The organism is Candidatus Limimorpha avicola (assembly GCF_056978975.1).
In genome coordinates this window covers 16143-42500 of record NZ_DBMCYK010000025.1, presented here as the reverse complement: position 1 = coordinate 42500, position 26358 = coordinate 16143, and the positions used below count along the sequence as shown (strand labels likewise).

21 protein-coding genes, 1 tRNA gene and 1 pseudogene are annotated in these 26358 nt (G+C 36.9%); 13 read left to right on the top strand and 10 right to left on the bottom strand.

Going from position 1 to position 26358, the window contains the following annotated elements; translation table 11 throughout:
- Positions 1 to 152: 152 nt before the first annotated feature.
- Together ACZOVS_RS09865 and mscL are read right to left on the bottom strand one after the other, a co-directional pair.
- The gene (locus ACZOVS_RS09865) at positions 153 to 347 is read right to left on the bottom strand and encodes a hypothetical protein (RefSeq protein ID WP_483997060.1); all 195 of its coding nucleotides are present in this window, start codon (positions 345 to 347) and stop codon (positions 153 to 155) included.
- A gap of 6 nt (positions 348 to 353) precedes the next feature.
- Positions 354 to 788 (bottom strand): large-conductance mechanosensitive channel protein MscL, encoded by a 435-nt coding sequence (gene mscL / locus ACZOVS_RS09860; protein ID WP_483997059.1) that lies wholly within the window; start codon positions 786 to 788, stop codon positions 354 to 356.
- Positions 789 to 1571: 783 nt separating this feature from the next.
- Between mscL and ACZOVS_RS09855 the strand changes: the two genes are divergently transcribed.
- From ACZOVS_RS09855 to ACZOVS_RS09835, 5 genes are all read left to right on the top strand, one after another.
- The gene (locus ACZOVS_RS09855; protein WP_022391186.1) at positions 1572 to 1778 is read left to right on the top strand and encodes a helix-turn-helix domain-containing protein; all 207 of its coding nucleotides are present in this window, start codon (positions 1572 to 1574) and stop codon (positions 1776 to 1778) included.
- Between the two features lie 68 nt (positions 1779 to 1846).
- Positions 1847 to 4531, top strand: coding sequence for a type I restriction endonuclease subunit R (locus tag ACZOVS_RS09850; RefSeq protein WP_483997058.1), 2685 nt, complete (start codon positions 1847 to 1849; stop codon positions 4529 to 4531).
- Positions 4532 to 4535: 4 nt separating this feature from the next.
- Positions 4536 to 5969 (top strand): type I restriction-modification system subunit M, encoded by a 1434-nt coding sequence (locus ACZOVS_RS09845; RefSeq protein WP_483997057.1) that lies wholly within the window; start codon positions 4536 to 4538, stop codon positions 5967 to 5969.
- A gap of 4 nt (positions 5970 to 5973) precedes the next feature.
- Positions 5974 to 7125 (top strand): PDDEXK nuclease domain-containing protein, encoded by a 1152-nt coding sequence (locus ACZOVS_RS09840; RefSeq protein WP_483997056.1) that lies wholly within the window; start codon positions 5974 to 5976, stop codon positions 7123 to 7125.
- Between the two features lie 5 nt (positions 7126 to 7130).
- A complete protein-coding gene (locus ACZOVS_RS09835; protein WP_483997055.1) occupies positions 7131 to 8582 on the top strand; it encodes a restriction endonuclease subunit S in 1452 nt (483 codons plus the stop codon).
- Positions 8583 to 8608: 26 nt separating this feature from the next.
- On the opposite strand, the pseudogene ACZOVS_RS09830 reads toward ACZOVS_RS09835, so the two are convergent.
- A pseudogene (locus ACZOVS_RS09830) lies at positions 8609 to 8812 on the bottom strand (tyrosine-type recombinase/integrase); the annotation flags it as partial.
- A gap of 214 nt (positions 8813 to 9026) precedes the next feature.
- Positions 9027 to 9100 (bottom strand) — tRNA-Pro (locus ACZOVS_RS09825).
- A 369-nt stretch (positions 9101 to 9469) separates the two neighbouring features.
- On the opposite strand from ACZOVS_RS09825, the gene trxB reads away from it, so the two are divergent.
- The gene (gene trxB, locus ACZOVS_RS09820) at positions 9470 to 10423 is read left to right on the top strand and encodes a thioredoxin-disulfide reductase (RefSeq protein WP_483997054.1); all 954 of its coding nucleotides are present in this window, start codon (positions 9470 to 9472) and stop codon (positions 10421 to 10423) included.
- Between the two features lie 93 nt (positions 10424 to 10516).
- On the opposite strand, the gene ACZOVS_RS09815 is transcribed toward trxB, so the two are convergent.
- The 3 genes from ACZOVS_RS09815 to ACZOVS_RS09805 all read right to left on the bottom strand — a co-directional run bounded on the left by ACZOVS_RS09815 (position 10517) and on the right by ACZOVS_RS09805 (position 14924).
- Positions 10517 to 12652 carry a S46 family peptidase gene (locus tag ACZOVS_RS09815; RefSeq protein ID WP_483997053.1) on the bottom strand — a complete coding sequence of 712 codons (2136 nt, stop codon included), beginning with the start codon at positions 12650 to 12652 and terminating at the stop codon, positions 10517 to 10519.
- 17 nt (positions 12653 to 12669) lie between these two features.
- Complete coding sequence (locus ACZOVS_RS09810; protein ID WP_483997052.1) at positions 12670 to 13398, bottom strand: PrsW family intramembrane metalloprotease; 729 nt, start codon at positions 13396 to 13398, stop codon at positions 12670 to 12672.
- A gap of 155 nt (positions 13399 to 13553) precedes the next feature.
- On the bottom strand, positions 13554 to 14924 hold the full coding sequence (locus ACZOVS_RS09805) for an aldehyde dehydrogenase (RefSeq protein ID WP_483997051.1): 1371 nt from the start codon (positions 14922 to 14924) through the stop codon (positions 13554 to 13556).
- A 177-nt stretch (positions 14925 to 15101) separates the two neighbouring features.
- On the opposite strand from ACZOVS_RS09805, the gene ACZOVS_RS09800 reads away from it, so the two are divergent.
- Together ACZOVS_RS09800 and ACZOVS_RS09795 are read left to right on the top strand one after the other, a co-directional pair.
- Positions 15102 to 15290 carry a hypothetical protein gene (locus ACZOVS_RS09800; RefSeq protein ID WP_483997050.1) on the top strand — a complete coding sequence of 63 codons (189 nt, stop codon included), beginning with the start codon at positions 15102 to 15104 and terminating at the stop codon, positions 15288 to 15290.
- Positions 15291 to 15302: 12 nt separating this feature from the next.
- Positions 15303 to 15827 (top strand): 5-formyltetrahydrofolate cyclo-ligase, encoded by a 525-nt coding sequence (locus ACZOVS_RS09795; RefSeq protein ID WP_483997049.1) that lies wholly within the window; start codon positions 15303 to 15305, stop codon positions 15825 to 15827.
- 58 nt (positions 15828 to 15885) lie between these two features.
- On the opposite strand, the gene glyA is transcribed toward ACZOVS_RS09795, so the two are convergent.
- Positions 15886 to 17166, bottom strand: a complete 1281-nt coding sequence (gene glyA / locus ACZOVS_RS09790; protein ID WP_483997048.1) for a serine hydroxymethyltransferase — start codon at positions 17164 to 17166, stop codon at positions 15886 to 15888.
- 363 nt (positions 17167 to 17529) lie between these two features.
- The gene (locus ACZOVS_RS09785; RefSeq protein WP_483997047.1) at positions 17530 to 18714 is read right to left on the bottom strand and encodes an ATP-binding protein; all 1185 of its coding nucleotides are present in this window, start codon (positions 18712 to 18714) and stop codon (positions 17530 to 17532) included.
- Positions 18715 to 19057: 343 nt separating this feature from the next.
- Here ACZOVS_RS09785 and ACZOVS_RS09780 point away from each other — a divergent pair, with 343 nt between their 5' ends.
- The 5 genes from ACZOVS_RS09780 to ACZOVS_RS09760 all read left to right on the top strand — a co-directional run bounded on the left by ACZOVS_RS09780 (position 19058) and on the right by ACZOVS_RS09760 (position 25130).
- Positions 19058 to 20032 carry a polyprenyl synthetase family protein gene (locus ACZOVS_RS09780; RefSeq protein ID WP_483997046.1) on the top strand — a complete coding sequence of 325 codons (975 nt, stop codon included), beginning with the start codon at positions 19058 to 19060 and terminating at the stop codon, positions 20030 to 20032.
- A 632-nt stretch (positions 20033 to 20664) separates the two neighbouring features.
- Positions 20665 to 21624, top strand: coding sequence for a glycosyltransferase family 2 protein (locus tag ACZOVS_RS09775; RefSeq protein WP_483997045.1), 960 nt, complete (start codon positions 20665 to 20667; stop codon positions 21622 to 21624).
- Between the two features lie 577 nt (positions 21625 to 22201).
- Entirely contained in the window at positions 22202 to 23548 is a 1347-nt protein-coding gene (locus ACZOVS_RS09770) for a hypothetical protein (RefSeq protein ID WP_483997044.1), read from the top strand.
- 6 nt (positions 23549 to 23554) lie between these two features.
- On the top strand, positions 23555 to 24022 hold the full coding sequence (locus tag ACZOVS_RS09765) for a GtrA family protein (protein ID WP_483997043.1): 468 nt from the start codon (positions 23555 to 23557) through the stop codon (positions 24020 to 24022).
- A 472-nt stretch (positions 24023 to 24494) separates the two neighbouring features.
- Positions 24495 to 25130 carry an outer membrane beta-barrel protein gene (locus tag ACZOVS_RS09760; RefSeq protein WP_483997042.1) on the top strand — a complete coding sequence of 212 codons (636 nt, stop codon included), beginning with the start codon at positions 24495 to 24497 and terminating at the stop codon, positions 25128 to 25130.
- A 131-nt stretch (positions 25131 to 25261) separates the two neighbouring features.
- On the opposite strand, the gene ACZOVS_RS09755 is transcribed toward ACZOVS_RS09760, so the two are convergent.
- On the bottom strand, positions 25262 to 26320 hold the full coding sequence (locus tag ACZOVS_RS09755; RefSeq protein WP_483997041.1) for a chorismate mutase: 1059 nt from the start codon (positions 26318 to 26320) through the stop codon (positions 25262 to 25264).
- Positions 26321 to 26358: the final 38 nt, after the last annotated feature.

Here is a 26358-nt window from a genome sequence, read left to right as displayed (position 1 = left end):
TTTTCGCTTCAGACTTCCTCTCACTCTCTTCTTTCCTATCCCCTCTCCGTCTTTAGCGAATGCAAAATTACACCTTTTTTCTTTCTCTACAACACTTTTTTTGACTTTTTTTATTTATTTTTTATTCCCATTGATTATCACTACTTTATACCTTACTCTACCCTCACTCCTACCCCCGTTTTTGCCTCTTCCTGCCCCTTTCCCCCTCTTTTCTTCTCCTTTTTATACATCATTTCTACTCCTTTTTTGACCATTTTTGAATAAAATGTATTTGCATTGAAACCTTTTTTTGAGACAATTTCAAACAAAAAATATGGAAACAGACTCCATGTATTTCCATATTTCATTAACAATTAATTATCTTTTTTCAATAAGTCTCTAATCTCAGTAAGCAATTTCACATCTTCAGAAGGCTCCGGAGGTGAGGGTGGCGTTGCAATTTTCTCAACAGTGCTCTTCTTTTTCAGATTACTTAATTTATTTATACCTTTTATTAATAAGAAAACACAAAATGCAACAATAAGAAAATCTATGACAACCTGTATGAAATTGCCATATTTCCACAACACGGGAGCCGCATCATCTGCATTATTCCAAATTTGTGGCAACTGCAATGACAAATCTTTAAAATCGACTCCACCGACAAGCCATCCTATCGGTGGCATGATAATGTCGTTTACCAATGATGATACAATTTTTCCAAAGGCACCGCCAATGATGACACCAACTGCCATATCAACGACATTGCCCCGCATAGCAAAATCTTTGAATTCATTTAAAAACTTCATACCTTATTAATTATCGATTTGAATACGTAAAAATAAAAAATTATCCTCTATTTGAAACAAAATTATAATTTTTAATTGCATTACAATTCGATTTTAGAGCAACCCTACTCCGATTAAACACCAACAAAAACACAAGCAAAAAGTTTAACAGACAATTGAAGACATATATAAAGGTGCTACCATTCTATTACGGATCAAATTTTGCATCACTATTTTTTAATATCGATATTCCTCATATTTATCATTAAAAGCATCATTTGAAAGTTCTGGGAATGACAGCACCTTTTTAAAATCTTTAAAAGTAATCATTATTCAATGTAGGATTCTACATCATCTGACCATTATACACCTTAATTAATACAGTTCTATAATGCAGTAATGATAAAAATGTTTCTTTACCAAAATTACAATATCGTTCAAAACACTAAAAACAAACAGCAATTCATTTATATATCTGCCTGTATTTTTTTAATTATTCAATGGTATCAGATAAAAGTTTTTTAAGAAATTTCGATGTCTTATAAAACTTTAAACAACAATAAAATCACTGTTTTTTATAACGAAAATATATAAGACAAATAAATGAACAATAAGTTTTAATCTTTATTATTTTATACTATAAAACTTACCAAAAAACACAAGCTACATTTGATATAAGTCTTCATAATTGATTATCTATAAATTGACATATCCATATAACAATTTTTATTGGGCAGCAATAAAAATTAATCAAAACCATAGAATATAATTCACTAAATTTGCGCAATAAAATTGCATCTAAGAATGAAACTAAATAGGATAAAGGCGGTCTTGTCGGACAAAGGTATTTCCCAAACGTGGTTAGCTAAAAAACTGGATAAAAGCTTCAGTATGGTCAATGCCTATGCTTGCAACAGAATCCAGCCTAACTTGGAGACACTACAGCAAATTGCAGAGATTCTTCAGGTAGACTTAAAAGATCTGATAACAGACAAGGATGAACGGGAATGATGTCCTGTGGACATGTATTATCTTTTTTAGCGTATAACTTCTGATAATGCAGAAATATAGGAACAGCTATGACACCAGAAGAAAAAGCTAGGCAAAAGATAGATCAGTGGTTCGCCGAGGCGGGTTGGAAAGTAATCAATAGGGAAGATTATGAACCAACCTGTACGGCTGTTGCCATAAGGGAAGGGCTTCTAAAGGGTAATCTTGAAGCCGATTATTTTCTTTTTATTAACGGGAAAGCCGTTGGTGTGCTTGAAGCTAAAAGGGAAGATGTTGATGCCAATTCTGACAAAGTTTGCGGACAAGCTGTTTTATATGCCAGAAATGTTCCCAATATCTACCAGGCATACCAGAAACCATTGCCTTTTATCTTTACTTCAAACGGAAAAGATTTGTATTTCTGCGACTTTCGTAAACAAGATTCTTGCTTCCAACAAATAATGGCGATTCCTACTCCTTTTGAATTGGTTAAGTTGTTGGGGATAAATGATTATTTTGCCGGGCTTCCGACTTTGCGCAAAAAAGGACTACGCGATTGCCAGTATGAAGCAGTTACCGAACTGGAAAAAAGTTTCAGAAGCGGACAAAATCGAGCCTTGATAATGTTGGCTACGGGTGCAGGCAAAACATATACAGCATGTCTTGCAGCATATCGTCTTCTGGCATATACTCCCATGAAAAGGATTTTATTTCTTGTGGACAGGAATAATCTCGGTAAGCAGGCAGAAGGAGAGTTCGGAACTTTCCGACTGACAGAAAATGGAGATGCGTTCAATACCATATATGCAGTAACCCGGATTTGTTCTTCATCCATACCATCTGATAGTAATGTCGTTATTTCGACAATACAGCGCCTTTTCTCTTTTCTGAAAGGAGATGTTATCGAGGATAATGATAACGATGATGATATCGAACCTGTGGAAGAAGTTGTATTGCCACCTAATCCTAATCTGCCGCATGATTATTTTGATTTGATCATCATAGACGAGTGTCACCGCTCCATTTATGGAAATTGGCGTAAGGTTTTGGAATATTTCGATACTGCCAGACTTGTAGGATTGACAGCCACACCTATTCCGGAAACAATGGCATTCTTTAACAACAATCGCATAGTCAACTATACATTAGAAAAAAGTATTGTTGACGGCGTAAATGTAGATTGTCGTATTTATCGAATCAAAACACAAGTTACTGAAAATGGTGGTGCTATATTGGAGGGAGAAAAAATAAAAGAAGAAACCCGATATACCGGAGAAGTAAAAACCATTCTTAACAAAGAAACGAAAACTTATACCAATAAAGAACTAAACAGAAGTATCATCAATCCTGCACAGATAAAACTTATCTTATCCACCTATCGGGATATAGTCTATACTGAGTTATTCAATGATCCACAGCGAGAAGCCAATTTTGACTACCTGCCAAAGACATTGATATTTGCTCTAAATGAGACTCATGCCGGCAATATCGTACAGATAGCTAAAGAGGTATTTGGACGTACAGACAACCGTTTTGTTCAGAAAATCACATATTCAGCAGGCGACAGCAACAAATTGATACGACAATTTCGCAATGATAAGGATTTCAGAATTGCCGTAACTTGCACATTAGTTGCAACAGGCACGGATATCAAGCCTCTTGAAGTATTGATTTTCATGCGCGATGTAGAATCTTTACCGCTTTATATACAGATGAAAGGACGTGGTGTACGCACAATTGGAGATGAGCAGTTACGAAATGTCACTCCAAATGCGTTCAGTAAAGATTGTTTCTATTTAGTTGATGCCGTAGGTGTTACTGAACACGAAAAGACAATTACAACGTTGAATGATGAGCCAACGACAAAGATGATTAGTTTTAAAGAACTATTAGAACAGATCAGTCATGGCTACCTCCCTGATGAACACCTGAGACGTCTTGCTGCAACACTTTCCAGAATATACAACAAAGCAGATAATTCCCAACGGAATGAGTTCGCTCGTTTGGCTAATGACGATATGAAAGAACTTGCTTCAAGAATTTATGATGCACTTGAAAATGATATGCTTCCACCTTTTGTCAGTACAAATGAATTGAATAACGAGCGGAAAGGGTTAGTCGCTCCGATTGCCAATCATGCAGATGCGCGCCGGTATTTGCTTATTCTTGCGGCAGGCTTTGTAAACACTCTGATGCCTGGTGAGGATACGCTTATATCTAAAGGATTTTCAATAGAGGAAGCCAAAAGTACAACAGAAGCTTTTGAGAATTTTTGCAAGGAACATAGTGATGAGATTGAGGCTTTGCGTATAATCTACAATAATGAAGGTGAACCAATCACCTATTCTATGCTAAAAGATTTGGAAACCAAACTAAAAATGGATAATAATCATTTTACTCCCAAACAACTTTGGAACTCATACGCCATTTTGAATCCAAACAAAGTTAAACGCTCCACTACCAAAGAAGAAAGTGATGCTTTGACCAATATCATACAGCTTGTACGTTTTGCTTTACATCAAATTGAGCGGTTGGATAGTATTGTTTCCACTTCTAAACAGTATTTTAATCTATGGTTGGGACAAAATCAGCGTAAAGTTATCAGTTGTATTGTAGATTATATTGCATCAAACGGCGCCTGTACAGTCAAGGACATTCGTAAGGATGATGCTACTCAGGCAGCACAGATGATTCATGCATTCGGCAATATGCAGAAAGCAGACGATGCGCTCCGTTCTCTTTATACTTTTGTAGTTTTAAGAAAAGCAGCATAAATTTATGGCAACAAATAATACAACAGAGCAATCGCTCACCAAAAAAGTCTGGAATCTGGCAACAACTCTTGCCGGACAAGGTATCGGTTTTACAGATTATATCACGCAGCTCACCTATCTTCTATTTTTGAAAATGGACGCTGAGAATGTAGAAATGTTTGGAGAAGAATCGGCAATTCCGGCAGGTTATCAATGGAGTGATTTAATATCTCTTGATGGTTTGGAACTGGTTAAGCAATATGAAGATACCTTGAAACAGCTGAGTGAAGAGGAAAACCTAATCGGCACAATTTATACAAAAGCACAAAACAAGATTGACAAGCCAGTCTATTTGAAAAAAGTCATTACCATGATTGACGAAGAACAATGGCTGATCATGGATGGAGACGTGAAAGGTGCCATTTACGAAAGCATTCTTGAGAAAAACGGGCAGGATAAGAAAAGTGGTGCCGGTCAATATTTTACTCCTCGTCCCCTCATCAAGGCCATGGTAGATTGCATAGCACCGCAAATAGGAGAAACGGTTTGTGACCCGGCCTGCGGTACTGGAGGTTTTCTTTTGACTGCATACGATTACATGAAAGAACAGTCTGCCAGTAAGGAGAAACGTGATTTCTTGCGTAACAAGGCATTGCATGGCGTAGATAACACTCCATTGGTTGTGACACTTGCTTCTATGAATCTATATTTACATGGTGTGGGAACAGACCGAAGTCCGATTGTTTGCGAGGACTCTTTGGAGAAAGAACCATCTTCCCTTGTAGATATAATACTCGCCAATCCTCCTTTTGGCACACGTCCGGCAGGTTCTGTTGATATTAATCGCCCGGATTTTTATGTGGAGACGAAAAACAATCAGTTGAACTTTCTCCAACATATTATGCTGATGCTTAAAACCGGAGGCCGTGCAGCCGTGGTATTGCCGGACAATGTCCTTTTTGAAGGTGGTGCCGGTGAAACAATACGAAAGAAGTTGCTTTCAGACTTCAACTTGCATACTATACTTCGTTTGCCTACAGGTATATTCTATGCACAGGGTGTAAAAGCAAATGTATTGTTCTTTTCCAAAGGTCAACCGACAAAAGAGATTTGGTTCTATGATTATCGTACTGATATCAAACATACGCTTGCTACTAATAAATTAGAGAGACATCATTTGGATGATTTTGTCACATGCTATAATGCAGGATACTTAAAAGGACGCAAAGAGACGTATGATGCAGACAATAATCCTCAAGGGCGTTGGCGTAAATATCCGGTAGATGATATTCTCACTCGTGACAAGACAAGCCTTGACATAACCTGGATAAAGCAAGGAGGAGAGTCTGATGACCGTTCCTTAGCTGAATTGATGGCTGACATAAAAGAAAAAAGTAAAACTATTAGCTCAGCAGTTGCAGAACTTGAGAAGCTGCTTGCAAACATAAATGAAAATTAAGCGTATGAAGAATAACGACATCGCAAAATCAATAGAACAACAATTCGGAGAAATCATAGATATTATTCTCCAACATAAAAGTAATGCTTCAAGAGTCGTCAATGAAGAGCTACTACTCACAGCATGGCATGTAGGCGGATATGTATCTGCCAAACTGAAGAACGAAGAATGGGGAAGTAAAGTCGTTTCGCAATTGTCCGAATATATACGTACCCAACGCCCTGATATCAAAGGTTTCGGACGAAGCAATATTTACAATATGGTGTTATTTTATGAAGAATACTCTTCTGAAACATTTTATACAACAGTAGTGAAATATCTGAACTCTGAATTTGTCCAGCCAATAACTGGACAAATTGAAGCGAGCAACCATAAACAGGAGGTACCTGTAATTGTGCAGCCAAAAACTGCACAATTTGTCCAGCCAACAATTGGACAAATGCCTAAAATATTGGAGTTAACGACCTTGACTAATCACATAGAAATTTTATGCCGATGTAAAATCAACGAAGAACGGTTGTTTTATATACTCTATGCCAATAAAGAACATTTGGTAAAACGAGAGCTCCAACGTTGCATTTCTAACCAGACTTATGCTGGGTTATTAGGTAATAAGGATAATATGTCAAAAGGATTGCTTGAAACATATCCTAATGCACCAATAATGTTCAAAGACACCCTGTTCGTAGATTTTCTTAATCTGCCGAGAAAGCATAGCGAAACAAAACTAAGGAACGGCCTAATAGAACACATGAAACAGTTTATCCTTGAACTGGAAAAGGACTTTATATTCATGGATCAGGAATATCGTCTTAATATAGGAACATCTACATTCAAGGCTGATTTACTATTTTTTCATCGCGGCTTACAAGCATTGGTCGCTGTAGAATTAAAAAAGACAAAGTTTCATCCTCGCGACCTTGGACAGTTGGAATTTTATCTGGAAGCACTCAACCGCGATGTAAAACGCTCCAATGAAAATCCATCTATCGGTATCATTCTTTGTCCTGAAGCAGACCGGGTAGTAGTAGAGTACGCTATGAGCAGAAGCATGAGTCCTACCATGATTGCTGAATACAAGCGTATTCTCATTCCACAGGAACGCATGCAGCAGCAACTGAATGAGTTTTGCAATCTATTCTTAAACAAAGACTAGCCCAAATGGATACAAAGAAATTACGTCAAAAAATTCTAGACCTCGCCATTCGTGGTAAACTCGTACCGCAAGATCCAAATGATGAGCCTGCATCAATTCTGCTCGAACGAATCAAGGCTGAAAAAGAACGACTGATAAAGGAAGGCAAAATCAAGCGGAGCAAGAAGTCTGCAAAAACTTCTGATACGCCCCATTATGAGAATGTACCGTTTGAGGTACCAAAGGGATGGGCGTGGACGAGATTTGGTTCTATCTGCAAAAAACTTACAGATGGTTCACACAATCCTCCTCCCAAACGATCTAATGGATATACAGTCATAAGTGCTCAGAATATAAAAAATGGTAAAATTATTTTTACTGATAAAGATAGATATACTGATGAAATTGGATTTCAAAAGGAAAATCCAAGAACTCAAATAACAAAGGGGGATATAATATTAGGAATTATAGGAGGATCTATTGGAAATGTTGCCATTTATGACTTGTCAGATCCTGTAGTTGCTCAAAGAAGTATTTCTATAATAGATACATACGTATTAAATATCTATTGTTTTTATTTACTTCAATCCACTATTTTTCAATCTCTCTTTTTAGAAAAAAGTATTGGTAATGCGCAAGCCGGTATTTATCTTGGAGAACTTGATAAATTATATATACCACTTCCCCCTATCAGAGAACAGAATCGTATCGTTTCAGAAATTAAGCGTTGGTTTACTTTGATTGATGAAATTGAACAAGGCAAAGCTGATTTGCAAACAACTATCAAGCAAACCAAAAGTAAGATACTAGACCTTGCCATTCATGGTAAACTTGTACCGCAAGACCCGAATGATGAGCCAGCATCTGAATTGTTAAAACGTATCAACCCGAAAGCTGAAATTACTTGTGATAACGGGCATTATGGGAAAATCCCACAAAGATGGGCTTTAGTAAAGCTAGGTGATTTATTTGATGCCATATCAGCCAAACGGGTATTGAAATCAGAATGGAAAACTAAAGGTGTTCCATTTTATCGAGCAAGAGAAATTGCCAAATTGAGTGAATGCAATGAAGTAGTTAATGAACTTTTTATAGCAAACGAACATTATAATGAATTAAAAAAGAAATATGGTGTTCCTGAACCAGGTGATATTATGCTGTCTGCAGTAGGAACTATAGGTAAAAGTTATATTGTAAAGAATACTGATAAATTCTATTATAAAGATGCAAGTGTATTGTGTTTGAGAAACTACAATAAATTAAATCCAATATATTTTTCGATGTTGTTTTCATCTTCTTTTTTGCAAAATCAAATGAATGAATACTCAAAAGGAACAACAGTTGACACAATAACACTTGAAAGATTAAAATCATACATTATACCCTTACCTCCACTTGAAGAACAAAAACGCATTGTTGGAAAAATAGCAGAACTATTCTTTGTTCTTGATAATATTCTAAATGCCTTAGAAGCGTGAAAGAATACGCTTCTAAGGTCTAAACATTACCAATTTACAACTTTATCTACAATCTTCTGTTGTTCACTGGCAGTACGGCGAAGATAAATACGAGTCGTTTCTATGCTTTCATGTCCCATAAGGTCAGCAAGCAAAGCTATATCATTGAAACGATCGAGAAAATTTTTTGCAAAACGATGACGGAATGAATGAGGATAAACTACTTCCTTATTCATTCCGTATTTTTCTGAAATACTATCTCAATAAACATGTTTGATAAAGATAATTTAAAAAATCAGTGTATTTTTAGATTTGTAAAATAACAACCTAAAAACTTTTACCGGAAAGTAATTAAACTTGACAAAAGAAAACATCTCTCGTCTAATAAAATATTCACTTAATCTTTTGAATTATCGTAATTCCATGGCAACAAAAAAAGCCCATCTTCAGAAGATGAGCTTTTTGTCGGAGCGGCCCGACTCGAACGGGCGACCGCTTGCACCCCATGCAAGAATGCTAGCCAACTGCACCACGCCCCGCCTGCTTTCGCGCAGCAAAGATAATAAGGTTTTTTTAAAGTTTTACAAAAAAATCGATTTTTTTATCACCTTTTATCGATAATTATTACTTTTTGATAATCAAAAGAATAAAAATAACGACAATATGATATGAAATCCTGACATTTTATATTACAGTCAACAACGGCAGTCACTAATACAACATCATAATTTTTTCTCTTTCAAAAACACTCGTAATTCGGCTGCATAAAAACTAAACACAGCATCCGGCACTAAACAAGCCACATTGAAAATTACAAATAATCATCACGCCCGGCATCAATGTTATTGTCATAATCTTAATTTGTTTCATTTCTTTTTATATCTTTGCAAAAAAATAAATCATTTATCATGAACGACAACATAGAACACATTCAATGTCTGATTCTCGGTTCCGGTCCTGCCGGTTACACTGCAGCCATTTACACAGGAAGAGCAGACATCAAGACTATAGTTTATGAAGGTACATTAACCGGTGGACAGTTGATGCAGACCACTGAGATAGAAAACTTTCCGGGATATCCTCAAGGTGTAAAAGGTCCGGAGATGATGAACGACCTGCGTCTTCAAGCCGAGCGTTTCGGCACCATTTTCCGCATGGGTTCGATCGTTGAAATCGATACCACAAAACGTCCTTTCAAAGTAAAAGCAGAATACGGAGAAGAGCTTCTTGCCGACACCATCATAGTGGCGACAGGTGCCTCAGCTCGCTATCTCGGGCTTCCCACCGAAGAGCAGTTCAAAGGAGGCGGCGTATCGGCATGTGCCACATGCGACGGTTATTTTTACAGAGGTAAAGACGTTGCCGTGGTAGGAGGCGGCGACACTGCATGTGAAGATGCCTCATATCTTGCCAACTTATGCAACAAGGTTTACATGATAGTGCGCCGTGATGTACTGCGTGCTTCCAAAGCCATGCAGCACCGTGTAATGAACACTCCCAACATAGAGATTTTATGGAACACTCAGACCAAAGAGTTGTTCGGTGAGGTAAACGGGTTCATGAGTGCTCTGAAAGGCGCTGTGCTTTTCGACAGCAAAACCGGTGAGGAACGTACCATTTACATAGATGGATTTTTCGAGGCTATAGGACACATTCCCAACACGGATGTACTCAAAGGCAAAGTCGAGATGGACGAGACGGGTTATATCATCACCAAGCCAAAATCGACAGCTACGACGGTGACGGGAATATTTGCCGCCGGTGACTGTCAGGACAAGACATACCGTCAAGCCATAGTGGCAGCTGGCAGCGGCGCCATGGCTGCAATAGAGGTAGAAAGATTCTTGATGGAAAACAAATAAACAAAAAACGCACCATTAGCGTTTTGGAACGTGTAACAGTGCGTTTCTCAATATGTCATGGCTCATCTCAGACAAGCCATGACATATTTTATATCATTCTATGACAGTCAACTCATCGATGATATTTTGTGCTTTACCCACTTTTTCTATACACCAAAGCAGATAACGGGCGTCCATGCAAATAGTACGTTGCACTGATTTCTCAAACGAAAGGTCACCGCTCATCGACTCCCAATTACCGTCAAAAGCGAGACCTATGAGTTCGCCATTGCCATTGATGACAGGACTGCCGGAGTTGCCGCCTGTGATATCATTGGTGGTGATGAAATTCACGATCAGATCTCCGTTCTCATCGGCATATCTGCCATAATCTCTTTTCTCGTAGAGGTCGCGTACATCCTGCGGTATGTCGAACTCCCAGTTGCCGGGCACATATTTTGCCATAACGCCGTCCATAGTAGTGTAATAATTGTAATACACCGCATCAGCGCTCTTGTATGGTTCCACAGTACCGTAAGTCAGGCGCATGGTGAAGTTGGCATCAGGATAGAAATGACGTTCATTATCCATTTCCATGAGACCTTTGATATAAAGACGTTCTGCCTTGTTGCCTATTGTACCTGCCTCAAGGTATTTCTCCACTAACCCATTATACGAATCTATGATATTCATCGACATAGCATATAAAGGATCTTTATCGAGTTTCTTAGGATTGGCAAGCCATTTCTCCATTTTGGCTTTATCGACGAAAATCGACTTGTCGAAAGCATCATTCACCCATTCAGTAAAATCCCCATTATTTTCATCGCCGATTTCTTTTATCATGGAAGGAGTGTAAGTCTTGATATCATTATAGAAAAGATTCAGCAGTGCCGTGGTGACATCCTTATCCAAAGGCATGTTGTAATCCTTGAAGAAAGCCTCCACTGAAGCATTAAGATTATCTGCTGCGGAACGTATTTGTTTCTTATCGGCTTTATCATTCAGCAATCTGTTTATCTTCATGAATCTGCGTGTAAAAGCGACAGCCTCTCCACCATTCCAGCCTGCCTCGCGATGATAGACGAAAGGTTTAATTATCTCATCAAGGATCTCCCATTTCGCCTTAACATCATCGAAGATATCGCCATAAACAGCCTTACGACCCTCATCAGCGTCCACCCAATCCATGAACTTCTGTTCCTGAGCCAGTCTTCTCTCATAGACATGGTTACGTTGAAGCTGTTTAACCTGTCCGATATAATATTTCCAATAGTTGGACACGCTTGCCTGTTTTGAGGCATATTGTATAAACACCGCCTGGTCGGCATCCATGTGTTTACGATATTCATTAAGTTTGGTAGTACGACAATCCACAATAGCCGGACCTTCAGCTTCTATCACGTTTCTCACCGTATATGAAGTGGAATAGCGGTCGGTACTGCCCGGATAGCCCAAAATCATGGCATAATCACCCTGCTTTACACCTTTTATATTAATAGGCAGATAATATTTCGATTTCATCGGTATGTTATCCTCGCTATATTTGGCGGGTTTACCTTCTTTGTCGGTATAAACACGGAAGATACAAAAGTCGCCTTTATGACGCGGCCATGACCAGTTATCGGTATCGGCTCCGAATTTACCTATACCCCAAGGCGGACAACAGACAAGACGGACATCGCGATATACGTCATATTCGAACATAATATATTGATTACCACTATAGAAAGGTACAATCTCCACTTCTACATCACGCTCTCCCTTACGTTCTTTTACAATTTTCTTGATATTCTCTTTAAGTATTGAATCTCTTGACTTTTCGTCAGTGACACCTTCCAATGCAGTTGTTGTCACATCTTCAACATAAGACAAAAAAGAAACAGAAAGCCCCTCATTGGGAAGCTCTTCATCCATATTCAAAGCCCAGAAGCCATCGGTAAGATAGTCATGTTCTACAGTAGCATGTTTTTGTACATAACTCAAACCGCAGTGATGATTGGTAAGCAGCAGACCGTTAGGAGAAATCAGTTCACCTGTACAACCACCGCCAAACTGTACAATGGCATCTTTTAAACTCGGTTGGTTAAGGTCAAAAATCTGTTCTGCCGTAAGTTGACAGCCAAGTTGTTGCATCTCATACAAGTTCTGATTATCAAGACTGTACGGCAACCACATCCCTTCATCAGCACGTACTTCCACACGAAATACGAAAGCTACAAGCATGATAAATAAAAAAATCTTCTTCATTTGTGTTTGTTTTAATATTAATGAATTTTAAATATATCTTTAAAAATACTATTATTATGCTGTATATCAGTCATATAAGAAAGTTTTTTAACTTTCTTCATTGCAAAAATCCACATAAAGATGTCCAAAATGATAAACACCCCGTAAAACACTATATATGCGATTGTGTCATCAATGCCACTGCAGAATATCAATAAAAAGTCAAATGCCCCATGGAAAAAAACAGGTATCAACAAAGCCAACATCAGATTAAAAATCTTCGATTTTCCAAACTTTGCCAATGCTAAATAATATCCCATTATGACACCGAACAAAAAATGTGCCGGCACCGAGAGAATGGCTCTCATCTTGCCAACTTCAACAGCCTGTTCAAAAGTATCATTACCGAGCACGTACATGATATTCTCCACACATGCAAAGCCCAAGCCTATGAATACGGCATACACTATACCGTCGAAATATTCATCAAAATACTTACTTCTCCATATAAATATCATGAATATGAGGAATTTGGCCAACTCTTCCGGAATGCCGGCTTCCCAGAACGAAGAGTAAAACACAGTATCGCTATGATAAAAACTCCTAATAATGAAAACCAACCCCAACGTTAACGGAATAGCAAGTATCCCTCCAACAAATGCGACAATGAGTTTTTTTAATGGCTCTTTCTGTATCCTATCTTTCGTATATATATAAATCAACAATACGACTACCGGTAATACTGCCAATAAAACAAGAAACCTCATATCATCAAAAATTTTGTCAAATTTATACAAATTTTTGAAACAATAAAGGTATTTTCAACAATAAATATCAACAGTCTGATTTTCTATAATACTTCATTACACATCTAAGATGCAAACAATAAAGTTTTTAAAGAACATTCAGATTTTATCATTTGTCACATCAGTTTATCAACAAGTCCGAAATTATTATAAGGAGGATATTTAATAGTAAAATCTATCATATTGGAAGATTTCAGCACTGACCTTATATTGCTAAAAGCGATAAAACTATAATATGAATGATATTTTCCCATACCGCTATTGCCAACACCACCGAAAGGAAGATGACCATTTGCCACATGAAGCACCGTATCATTTATGCAAGCTCCGCCTGAAGTAGTTTGACTCAACACTTCCTTGGCAGCGTCGTCAGAGCCGAAATAATACAATGCCAACGGCTTGGGTCTTACATTGACAAAAGATATCACCTCTTTGATATCATCAAATGTCATGACAGGCAATAAAGGACCGAATATCTCGTCACGCATGATGGCGGCATCAGAGGCAACATTGTCGAGCAGAGTAAATTGCATGTATCTATCTGCAGCATCGTATTTACCGCCATAAATCACCTGACCATCAGAAAGATACGATAACAGTCTTTGAAATGCCTTATCATTGATGATACGACAGTAACAACGACTTTTCTGCATGTTTTTCCCATAAAAACGTTCTACACAGTTTATCATTTTTTTAATCAGAACATCTTTAATATCTTTATGTACAAAAAGATAATCCGGGGCCACACAGGTCTGTCCTGCATTAAAAGTCTTTCCCCAAACTATACGGCGTGCAGCATATTCTATGTTGCATTTTTTATCCACTATGCAAGGACTCTTTCCTCCGAGTTCAAGGACCACCGGAGTAAGATGTTTTGCTGCAGCTTCCATCACGACCTTACCAACTGCCGGACTGCCGGTATAGAAAATCATGTCGAAATGTTGTTTTAAAAGTAAAGTGTTGACCTCACGATTTCCTTCAACCGAAGCTATGTAATGTTCGTCGAAAGTCTCACGTATTATCTTGCTCATCAAAGCGGAGGTATTGACAGAATAAGGCGAAGGCTTCAGCACGGCGCAACAACCAGCCGAAATAGCTCCAACAAGCGGACAAAACATCAGATTGAAAGGATAGTTCCACGAGGCAATGACAAGAGCAACGCCATAAGGCTCGTATATCACCCTGCTGCCCGACGGTTTAAGAAACATCGGAGTCCTCGCTCTTTCAGATTCAACCCAATACTTGATATTTCTGATATGTTCATCTATCTCAGCAATGACGATATTATATTCTGTCAACATAACCTCTTCCCGACACTTTCTCAGATCTGCCCACAAAGCTTCAACCAAGGCTTCCTTATTATCAACAACAGCTTTACGAAGTTTCTTCAATTGTCTTACTCTGAAAAACACCGTTTTAGTTGCCTGAGTTAAAAAATAACGGCGTTGTTTTTCTACAAGTCCTTTTATTTCTTGCTCTTTTGTCATGAATTTCGTTTTTGCAAATATAACAATTGTAATCCAATAATGTCATAACATTTAAAATATAAAGTTAACATTCTCCATTTTGAAGAATGCAACATTTTTATCTCAAAATCACTATAAAAAAATATCTCAAAATGAACTTTTTCACTATTTTTGCATCATTAATAGAAAATTAAAAACATGATAGGCGCTATTATCTATATCATTGGCATTATTTTTGGCGTAAAAGCCGTATTGGAAATATTAAACACAGGCATTTCAACCGGAGGCAAGATTATCTGTATTATACTATTACTACTTACAAGTTGGATAGGTCTGATTGTTTATTACCTGTATGCAAAAGATCATTTATACGAATGGTTCAGATAAAATAATTCCATAATGAATAAAAAAGAAATACGTAACAAGATAAAACAACTCAAGAAAGAGCATACCATGCAAGAGCTTGACAGTCAGTCGGAAGTTATTTTATCGAAATTGGAAAAACATAAGGCTTTTAAGGATGCGAACATTGTAATGTTGTTTGCCTCATTGCCGGATGAAGTCAACACTCACTCTTTCATCGAGAAATGGAGAAACAAGAAACATATCATATTGCCTACGGTGTCAGGAGACGACATAATACCCGTAGAATTGGGGAAAGAAACAACTTTCGCGACCGGAGATTTCAATATAATGGAGCCGCAAAATGAACCGTATCACGGTAGTCTCGACCTCATCGTGGTTCCGGGAGTGGCATTCGACAGTGATGGCAACAGAATAGGACGTGGCAAAGGATATTACGACAGATTCCTGTCACATCATCCTAAAGTAAAAAAAATAGGTATATGTTTTGACTTCCAATATATTGACAAAGTGCCTACTGAAGAAAACGACATCATAATGGACGAAGTGATAACAATATAATCAAAAAAATCCGAGACGAAACATCATCCCGGATTTTTTTATCACCATATATAAGCAATTACCATGCAAACAACGGGAACTGACTCATCATTTCGTTAACTTTGGCTTTTACGGTAGCAAGTTTCGCCGTATCATCGATATGGCTTATCACATCATCTATCATTTCCACTATAGGTTCCATGTGCTCCTCTTTAAGACCACGTGTAGTGATAGCAGGAGTACCTATGCGGAGACCTGATGTCTGGAAAGGAGAACGATTGTCAAAAGGCACCATATTCTTGTTGACAGTGATATCAGCCTGTACCAAAGTATTTTCGACCATTCTACCGGTAATTTCCGGGAATTTGGTACGCAGGTCTATGAGCATGAGGTGGTTATCAGTACCGCCGGAGATAACGTCATAACCTCTGTCCATAAATGCCTTAGCCATGACAGCAGCATTTTTCTTGACCTGTAGAATATATTCGAAATATTCATCGGACAGAGCCTCACCGAAAGCTACAGCTTTACTTGCGATGACATGTTCGAGCGGACCGCCTTGGACGCCAGGGAACACGGCACTGTTTAGCAATGCCGACATCATCTTCACCTCTCCCTTAGGAGTGGTAAGACCCCATGGATTCTCGAAGTCTTCACGCATCAATATCATACCACCGCGTGGTCCACGTAAAGTCTTGTGAGTCGTTGTTGTCACAATATGACAATATTCGAGCGGGTCATTAAGAATACCGCGAGCGATGAGACCGGCAGGATGTGAGATGTCCGCCATCAATATAGCGCCAACCATGTCGGCTATCTCACGCATACGTTTATAATCCCAGTCACGGGAATATGCAGAAGCACCGGCAATGATGAGTTTGGGTTTATGTTCCAATGCGGCTTTTTCCATACCGTCGTAATCCACACAGCCGGTTTCCTTAGTCACCTGATAAGCAACAGGTTTATAGAGAATGCCCGATGAATTAACCGGTGAACCATGTGAAAGATGCCCGCCATGAGCAAGGTCTAATCCCATAAAGGTATCGCCCGGTTTCAAACATGTCATCAACACAGCCATGTTTGCCTGTGCGCCGGAGTGAGGCTGTACGTTGGCGAATTTTGCCTGGAACAACTCGCATGCACGGTCGATGGCAATCTGCTCTGTCTGGTCAACAATCTGACAACCACCATAATAACGTTTGCCCGGATACCCCTCTGCATATTTGTTGGTTAACACAGAACCCATGGCTTTCAATACTTGATCGCTGACAAAGTTCTCTGATGCAATAAGCTCGATGCCATGCATCTGACGCTCTTTCTCCTTACGTATTAACGTAAAAATTTTTGTGTCTCTCTTCATTTCAATATATTTTCTTGATATTCAATATTATAAAATTCCTAAAATGCAATAAACTTTATTTGCGCCTCAAAATTACAACTTTTTATTTAATCCTAATGATAATGTGAAGTTTTTTTTAAACAGATGATTTTAATCGCTTTTTTTAACTGTCTGTTTATTTTTATTTAAAAGCAACAACACTTGTTCTTCAGAACAGAAAACAGTTAAAATCATTAATTTTGCACTGAAGTGTTAAAAATCAAATAAATTCATATCTTTAACTGACATTATAAACAAAATTTACCACTTATCTGCTTTTCAACCAATATCTCACTGTATAAAATACTATGCATGAAATTTTTGAAAAACTTAATTCAACATCGGTTAAAACAATTTTTTTATATCCATTGAGAGAAAACTCTCTATATCAATACCACCATCACCGACGATAAAAGAGGTCTGCGGTTTAAAAAACTGTCTGAATCTGTCTAACCCTTCTGTTCGTTTATCAGCATTACTTTTGACTTCAATAGCTACTACTGAATTTTTCTTACGAAGAATGAAATCCACCTCATCATTACGTTCACGCCAATAAAAAACCTCAAAACGATGAATAAATGCTTGACTAACAAGATAAGCACCGATACCTGACTCGAGAATGTGTTCCCATACCTTGCGGTCTAAAACAGCCTGTTCAAATGTAGTTTGACTGTACACCATCTTCAATGCATTATTGTAAACTTGAAATTTCGGAATACTTGCCTTTCGCCGTGCAGTATCAATACAATATTTCTGCAAACCGCATAATAACCCGCTTTCATCTAAAAGATTAATATATCCCGACAAAGTTACGGTATTACCCGCATCCTGTAATGATCCAAGCATCTTGTTCAAAGAGAGTAAACCACCAGAATAAGCTGCTCCAAGTTCGAATGTCTGCCGTAAAAGAGCAGGTTTGCCGATTGGTGTATCCATCAAAATATCTTTGTTGATGGTTGTATCAATGATAGCAGACTGTATATATTGCTGGAAACGGTCTGCATCTTTAATCAGGAAAGCTGCACCCGGATAACCACCATAAAACAGATATTGGTCAAGTGTAAAACCGAAACTTTCTTTCATTTCCTGATAGCTCCAGTGACTCATGCGAATCTCTTCGAATCGCCCGGACAATGATTCAGATAATCCTTTTTCTAACAATACACGACTACTGCCGAGAATCAATACTTTGATATTGCGCTCATGAAAAGTGTCATCATCCCATTCTTTTTTTACGACCTCACTCCAATTGGATATTTTTTGTATCTCATCTATGACAAGAATGATACTGTCCCAGCCATTATTCTCTTTCAGACTTCGGGTTGCCGCCCAACAATTGGAAATCCATGCTCTGTTTGTAGCCGGCACATTGTCGGCAGAAAAAAACTGATATGGAATAGTCACATCTTTAAGAACCTGCTTGACAACTGTCGACTTTCCTATCTGTCTGGCACCCATAATGACTTGAATAAACCTTCTCTGTTCTTCAAGCCTGCTTTTAATTTTATGATACTCAGCTTTTTTGTACATTGTTTTACATTTTACTCAGTATAATGATAATATTTACTCAGTGCAAATATAACAATTCTCATTGAATAATGACAATATCTTTTCAAAAGAATTTTTTCACTCTATGACGACATGGTATCATGTCGATGTATAAAACAGCATGATTACTGCCAAATGACCATTACAATCATCATGCGAAAATGGTTAAACCATTTTATATTGCTGATAAAAATTTCAGAACAGAAAACAGTTAAAATCTTTAATTTTGCATTTAACAGAAAACATCGAATGCCTAACGGCATAGCTCAAATAAATTTGACTCTGCGCTCAGGTTTCGCTATCTTTGCCAAATAATACAATTAACATGTATCCGCTTGAAGACATAAGAAAAACAATAGAATCTGATTTGGAACGATTCGATTCTTTTTATAAAGAATCTGTCAAATCGTCCAATTTGTTGTTAAACCGTATCATGATATATACCTTAAAACACAAAGGCAAACAAATACGTCCCATGTTGGTCCTGTTGTCTGCCCGACTGTGGGGAGATGTCAATGAAAGCACTTTACGGGCAGCGACATTTATCGAGTTGCTGCACAATGCCACGCTGATACACGACGACGTGGTTGACAATGCAAAAAAAAGACGCGGATTTTTATCAGTAAATGCTATCTGGAAAAACAAAATCGCAGTTCTTGCCGGTGATTATTTGTTGGCAAAAGGCATGATGATAGCCTTGAACCATAACGATTTCGACATGCTTAACATGATTTCGGAAACTGTCAGAATGATGAGCGAAGGCGAGATAGCGCAAATGGATATTGCGAGAAGACTCAATGTCACAGAAGAAAAATATTACGAGATAATAGAAAAAAAGACCGCCTCGCTGACAGCCTCCTGCTGTGCCATAGGAACAGCCTCCACGAATGCGCCTCATGACAAAATACAGAAAATGAAACGGTTCGGCCATTATGCCGGCATGGCATTCCAAATACGCGACGATGTCTTCGACTATCAACCGGATAATAAAAGCGGCAAAGACTACGGCAACGACTTAAAAGAACATGTCTTGACACTGCCTTTGATACATCTTCTCGACAAAAGCAGCCCTTTGGAACGTAAAAAAATCATCTGGCAAATACGACACCGCAACAATGACAAAAAAACAAGACAATATATCATTGACAAAGTTCATGACAATGGGTGCATCAAATATGCAGAAGACAAGATGAATGAGTTTATCAGATTGGCAATGAACGAGTTACAAGATGTTCAGGATTCCATTTACAAGGAAACTCTTATTACGCTTTTGATGTATTGCGCAAAACGCGACATGTAACTAAATGAATTACTGCAATAACTTTAACATATTTATCAAACAGACCAATGGATAAATATCGAACCAAATAAATTGCCATGTTGTCACGATGTACTGTTGAAACTGCAATCATAACATATTGACACATAGTAGAAAATATTGCCCGACTTTATTTTGATTTTAAATATTGTTATATGTCATTGCTGAATTGTAAGATTTTATGATTTATTTATAACATATTGATTAAGAATCATATATCTACAAATCAGACAACGGATTTTTTATAGTATTATATTGATAATCAATTTATAATAATTTATATAGCTAAAATAAAACCCGGTATGTTTATAAATGTATGGTCTCCATAATATGACATTTCTGCAAATATGATATTTACATCTCAGGTTATTATCTCTTATATCGATTCCACAGAACGTGTTTCTTATCGGACAGCAATAAAATCAAACATCAAAATCAATATCATTATTGTAATAGACTAAATCCATCTATACAAAACGAATATCATAAAATTCCACATTGTGAGGTTTTTGAAATTTATTAAAATTTTGCCGCAAAAACAGAGTGTAAACAATTATTTTTAATAATTTTGTGTACTATAAAACAAGTACTTTAAGTACCTAAATAACAATACAATGTACGAAACTTGTTTACTAAGTTGCTCTATTGTTATTTCTGTTTATAATGAACAAGCAGGAATACGTGATTTCTATGAGGAGTTGATCAGAAACACATCTGCTGACAATGTGTTATATGAATACATTTTTATTAATGACGGAAGTACTGACAACAGTCTGTCATTATTGTCTGATATTGCTTCAAAAGACAAACGAGTTAAAGTCATTAGTTTTTCAAGAAATTTCGGACACGAAGCTGCAATGATTGCAGGTATTGACCATAGTAAAAGTGATGTAATAATATGTATGGACAGTGATCTGCAGCATCCTCCTGCGATGATTGGCAGAATGTTGGAAAAATACAAGGAAGGCTTTGATGTTGTCAATATGGTCAGAATGAAACGAGAAGATGCCGGATTCATGAAAAAAATATCTTCAAACTTATTTTATCACTTTATTAACAAGATAGCTTCAATTAAAATTTCTGAAAATGCATCTGATTTTTTTCTTGTTTCAAAAAAAGTTGCTGATGTCTTACGTACAAATTATAGAGAACGTACACGTTTTTTACGGGGCATTATTCAATTGATGGGATTCAATAAGACAACATTGGAATATGTGGCGCAAAAACGAATTGCCGGAAACAGCAAATATTCTTTTTTTAAGTTATTTGCGTTGTCATTCTCAGCTATATCTTCACTGTCAAAACTACCTTTGCAATTAGGTATCGTTTTCGGTATGATTTTCATTTTTATCAGTGTTGTATTATTTATATATTCTTTGATAATGTGGATATTAGAAACTCCTATTTCCGGATATACGACATTGATCATGTTCATGAGCGCTTTTGCCGGCATTCAGCTTTTTATTTTAGGCATTATTGGTCAGTATATAGGTTATGTTTTTGACGAAATAAAAGGTCGTCCTATATATGTAATTGATAATATTATTGAAAATAAAGAAGATGAAATACAATAATGAAAAAAAATATTTAATCTTTCTGTTTTGTCTGACAATATTTATCTCGTTTATTCCTTTTTTTAAAATAGGATTCACTACAAGCGACGACTTTGAATATTATTTGACATATCTTAAAGGTGATTTCTGGAGCGATGCATGGTACTATGCACAAATTGCAGGACGATTTTATTTCCTTATAACAAAACCTTTTTATTCATTGCCGTATTTATTTGACAATTTTTATTTTACAAAAATATTACAACATGGTACATTAATCATTTCATATTTGTTGTTCTCATGGTTGATCTTCAAAATGTTCAAATCCAAAAATCTGGCAGGATTTGTCTTGTTGCTTCTCGTAATGAATACATTAGTAACATTTAATCTTCACATTCCATTTATTGCTTATCCGGTATTTTTTACATTCAGTTTTTGCTTGTGTATAATTTCTGTATTGTTATTTCTCAAATATACTGAAACTCAGAATTACAAATATGTCATATTCTCAGCAATCCTGTTTTTCATTACACTGCTGTTTTATGAAACTTATCTTGTTATCTTGTCTTATATGTGTCTGTATATTATAATCAGAAGTTTGAAGATTAGAACTTGGAACGGAACTTACAAAAACAAACTGTTTTATAAAGAAATTATCCCCTTTGTATCCGCCGGTGTTTTATATGTTGCCTTATATTTCATATTCCGTATTTTTGTCACTAATTCCAATAATCCTGACGAGTTTTATCTTGGCACCTCTTTTGCCAAAAATTTCAGTTTAAGCCATTTCTTTGATATATTGATAAAATGTACAAAGATAAATTTCCCGACACAGTCTTTTTTATATTATCATAACTATATGCATGTCAACACATTGCAAATTGCAGGGCATAATGACAATATATGGTATCTGCTGACTCATGCACAACCAGTCATCTATGTAAATGCTTTTATTCAATGTTTCATTTTTGTGTATTTTGCAAAAAGAATAAAGAATACCATATCTTGGAGAACAATATTGTGGGGAATATTATTTTCATTGATGGCTTCGTATTCTATACACGTATTGATTGGCATCTCGGATAAATATAATTCTGATTGGTATAGTTGGATGAGGGGTTATGTTACTTCGTATTATTCTTATTTCGGAATAATGTTGTTTATTGCTTTTTGTCTTTATGCCTTGATAAAAATTGTATATAATAACATGAAATATAGAAACATATCTATTGCTTTATGCACCTGCATGATATTTTTTGTGTCATTTATTACGGGTTATACCAATGATAATCTCAGTAAAGAATGGATCCGTAGTAAAAACAGATTTGATGTCATCGACTATTTGATTGAACATAACGTTTTCGATAAAATTCCTGAAAATGCTATCGTTTATAATGAAGATTTGTATAATTCATATAATCTGGAAAATGTTTTAGGAGATGATTCCAAAATCGATACATACATTAATATAAAGACAAACAGAAATATAATTTTTGCAAATAATCCCGAATCTTTATCGTATCTTATCGAGAAACATCCGCAATCATCCATTTATCTTATAAATAAAAAAGAAACTATAAAAAACACCGAGTTGTTGCTGACGATGTCTCCGGTTGATAAAAACACTATATTGTTCAATACGGAAAATCCATTTGAATCAGCAACATGTAAAGATGCGTCTGTTTATTATTATTCTCCGACAAAGGACTTTACCTTGTTACTCGATTTTGTCAATTATGATTCTATCAACAATATAATCGTTAATCACGATACCATAAATTTGGGAAGATATAACAGAATAGCCATAAAAAGTATGAATAAGAATAATCCTGTAACATCTGTTGACATCAAGTCTGATAATGAAATGTATGTGACTCGTTTTTCTGTCTCAAATATGATTCCTGACATGTCACCGGATATTATCATAGAAGATGATAAAGAATAGTTGTTAATGACAGTTTTTATGATGCCAATCGACAAATTGAAAACACTTTGCTTAAAATATCGTGAAATACTTGTTTATCTTATAGTAGGAGTATTGACTACGATATTCTCATGGATAACTTGTTATATTGCTAAATTATTCCTTGATCCTGAAATGGCACTTGAGAACAACATTATCAATACAATCGGATGGATATCGGGAGTATGTTTTGCATATCCGCTTAATAGGAAATGGGTATTTGGAAGTACTAATCCAAAGATATTCAAGGAGTTTATTGGTTTTACCGCTTCCAGGCTTTCTACATGGATATTGGAACTTCTTGTTATGACAGTATCGGTAAATATCTTGAATATACGCTATTGGATTGCTAAAATATTCATAGCATCCGTACTTGTTACCATTCTCAATTATATCTTCAGCAAACTTATGATCTTTAAGAAAAAAACGACAATAAAGAAAAAAACATACGTATGACATTTTTATATTAGCAAGGCAATATCCAATTTATCCTGAAAAAATTATATTAATTAACAAAAACCAAGAAATGAATAAAACTAAAACCATTTTAACCGAATGTTTTTTTATAACAGGCATATTTTTTACATAAACGATAAAATCGCAACTGTAAACCTACTTTCCATGAAAATATTATGAAGCCAATATTTTTTGCAATTAATATAAAAAAGTCTTTGGTTGATGATGAAATAAATATCAAATAGACAATTACTGTAAAATTTCGGTCACAGCATGAAAAATTACACAATTCTCATGCCTCCGATTCCACCATCTTGAATAAAACAGGTTCTGAAATGGAAATTAATACTGTTTTTATCCCGGTTTTCATTATTTTTGCATTGAAGTTGAAAACAGGATGTATCTCGACATGACTCAAATAAATTTGTTTCTGCTGTCGATTTTCCGTATTTTTGCACCAAATTGAAAAAATATGAAAAAGATATTTATTTTATTAGCGTTGACATTTTCATTCATTGTCACTGTCAATTCACAGAACTTTTTCGGAGGTCTGATAGCCGGAGGTATCACCTCTCAGGTAGAAGGAGACCAACGAGGCGGATTCAACAAATTGGGCTTTACTGCCGGAGCATTTGCCGGACTGCCTATCAACAAAAACTTTTCCGTGCATTTGGAATTGAAATACATACAAAAAGGCTCACGTTCCAATAATGTAGAGGCATTCCCTGACGGCGACCCTTACCTTCTAAGATTGGACTACATCGACATGCCGATAGTATTTACCACCAATTTCAACATGATACGCATCAACGGACGTGGACTTCACTGGCTGAATGTTGAATTAGGTCTCAGCGTCGATGTTCTTGCAAAATACAAGGAAGAAATAATGGGTATTGAAAACATTGACTATAACCCATGGAGACGAGTCGCTCTCAATGGGTTGGCAGGCATCAGAATCAACATTACAAAAGATTGTCAGATCGGACTGCGAACCATCAACTCCATAACCTCAATACGCAAGAATGTCGTTACAGGCAATGTGATAAGATTTAACCAATGGGGCGAATTTAACGACGTTTTGCAATTGGCAATATTTTACAGACTGTAAAACTTTATCAACAGTTATTATCAAAAATATAACTGCAAAAACATTCTGCATGTTATACCATTACAGATTTGAAATTTCTGCTTTCTGTTTATAAAACAACCATGTTAAAGCTAAAAAGCAGTACCGGACAATCAAAGTTGACGATTTATCGACTCCTGATGAATAGCTTCAAAAATTTCTGTTACAAAATGTTTATCCAAGCCTGAAGCCATACCTTTATTAATACGGTCATTCAATATCTTGTTCCATCTATCTACCTGAAGGACAGCCACGTTATGTTCTTTCTTAAACAAACCTATCTCTTCAGAGACCTGCATACGTTTACTCAGCAATGACAACAACTCATTGTCTATCATATCAATACGTTCTCTAAGACTTTCGAGTACAGACTCATCTGAAGAGGACTTCTTATTTCTTATGACAAGTTTTCCGAGTAATGTTTCAAGCCGGGAAGGTGTTATCTGTTGTTCAGCATCGGTAAGAGCCATATCCGGATTGCAATGGCATTCTATCATGAAGCCGTCGGTAGCTATATCGAGAGCTTTTTGAGCGGTAATTTGTAATAAATCGCGTCTGCCGCATATATGGCTTATGTCAGTAATGATAGGCACTTCCGGCATAAGACGGTGCATTTCCACAGAAAGATGCCACAGAGGAGTGTTACGATAAACAGTATCGGCAGAATCCTTGAATCCCCGGTGTATGGCAGCAATATGGCGTATGCCTGCCGATGACAGCCGTTCTATGGCGCCTATCCACAGTTTCACGTCAGGAGCGACAGGATTTTTCACGAACACCGGTATTTCAACGCCTCGCATGCTGTCAGCGAGTTCCTGAACAGAAAACGGATTCGTCACCGTCCTGGCTCCAAGCCACACCATATCGATGCCATACGACAAAGCCATCTCTAAATGTTGCGGCGTCGCCACCTCAGTCATGGTTAGAAGACCTGTGGTTTCTTTGGCTTTACGCATCCATTCAAAAGCTTTGACGCCAACGCCTTCAAATGTCATCGGCATAGTGCGGGGCTTCCAAATGCCACCACGCAACACCTTCACTTCCGGCAGTTTTGCCAATGCCATGGCTGTCGTCATCAACTGTTCTTCAGACTCTACACTGCAAGGCCCGGCTATCACCAACAACTCCTCCGGATTGTCGAACCATGACAATATATTGAAACCCTCTCCCATTATTATTTTTTTGCAAAAATACTATATTCGGAGAAAAG

Coding starts and splice junctions, on each gene's coding strand:
- ACZOVS_RS09865 (WP_483997060.1), bottom strand. CDS start 347: ATGAAATATGGAAATACATGGAGTCTGTTTCCATATTTTTTGTTTGAA.
- ACZOVS_RS09815 (WP_483997053.1), bottom strand. CDS start 12,652: ATGAAGAAGATTTTTTTATTTATCATGCTTGTAGCTTTCGTATTTCGT.
- mscL (WP_483997059.1), bottom strand. CDS start 788: ATGAAGTTTTTAAATGAATTCAAAGATTTTGCTATGCGGGGCAATGTC.
- ACZOVS_RS09785 (WP_483997047.1), bottom strand. CDS start 18,714: ATGTACAAAAAAGCTGAGTATCATAAAATTAAAAGCAGGCTTGAAGAA.
- ACZOVS_RS09795 (WP_483997049.1), top strand. CDS start 15,303: ATGAATAAAAAAGAAATACGTAACAAGATAAAACAACTCAAGAAAGAG.
- ACZOVS_RS09765 (WP_483997043.1), top strand. CDS start 23,555: ATGACAGTTTTTATGATGCCAATCGACAAATTGAAAACACTTTGCTTA.
- ACZOVS_RS09805 (WP_483997051.1), bottom strand. CDS start 14,924: ATGACAAAAGAGCAAGAAATAAAAGGACTTGTAGAAAAACAACGCCGT.
- ACZOVS_RS09780 (WP_483997046.1), top strand. CDS start 19,058: ATGTATCCGCTTGAAGACATAAGAAAAACAATAGAATCTGATTTGGAA.
- ACZOVS_RS09760 (WP_483997042.1), top strand. CDS start 24,495: ATGAAAAAGATATTTATTTTATTAGCGTTGACATTTTCATTCATTGTC.
- ACZOVS_RS09835 (WP_483997055.1), top strand. CDS start 7,131: ATGGATACAAAGAAATTACGTCAAAAAATTCTAGACCTCGCCATTCGT.
- ACZOVS_RS09840 (WP_483997056.1), top strand. CDS start 5,974: ATGAAGAATAACGACATCGCAAAATCAATAGAACAACAATTCGGAGAA.
- ACZOVS_RS09800 (WP_483997050.1), top strand. CDS start 15,102: ATGATAGGCGCTATTATCTATATCATTGGCATTATTTTTGGCGTAAAA.
- ACZOVS_RS09775 (WP_483997045.1), top strand. CDS start 20,665: ATGTACGAAACTTGTTTACTAAGTTGCTCTATTGTTATTTCTGTTTAT.
- ACZOVS_RS09755 (WP_483997041.1), bottom strand. CDS start 26,320: ATGGGAGAGGGTTTCAATATATTGTCATGGTTCGACAATCCGGAGGAG.
- ACZOVS_RS09850 (WP_483997058.1), top strand. CDS start 1,847: ATGACACCAGAAGAAAAAGCTAGGCAAAAGATAGATCAGTGGTTCGCC.
- ACZOVS_RS09810 (WP_483997052.1), bottom strand. CDS start 13,398: ATGAGGTTTCTTGTTTTATTGGCAGTATTACCGGTAGTCGTATTGTTG.
- ACZOVS_RS09845 (WP_483997057.1), top strand. CDS start 4,536: ATGGCAACAAATAATACAACAGAGCAATCGCTCACCAAAAAAGTCTGG.
- trxB (WP_483997054.1), top strand. CDS start 9,470: ATGAACGACAACATAGAACACATTCAATGTCTGATTCTCGGTTCCGGT.
- ACZOVS_RS09855 (WP_022391186.1), top strand. CDS start 1,572: ATGAAACTAAATAGGATAAAGGCGGTCTTGTCGGACAAAGGTATTTCC.
- glyA (WP_483997048.1), bottom strand. CDS start 17,166: ATGAAGAGAGACACAAAAATTTTTACGTTAATACGTAAGGAGAAAGAG.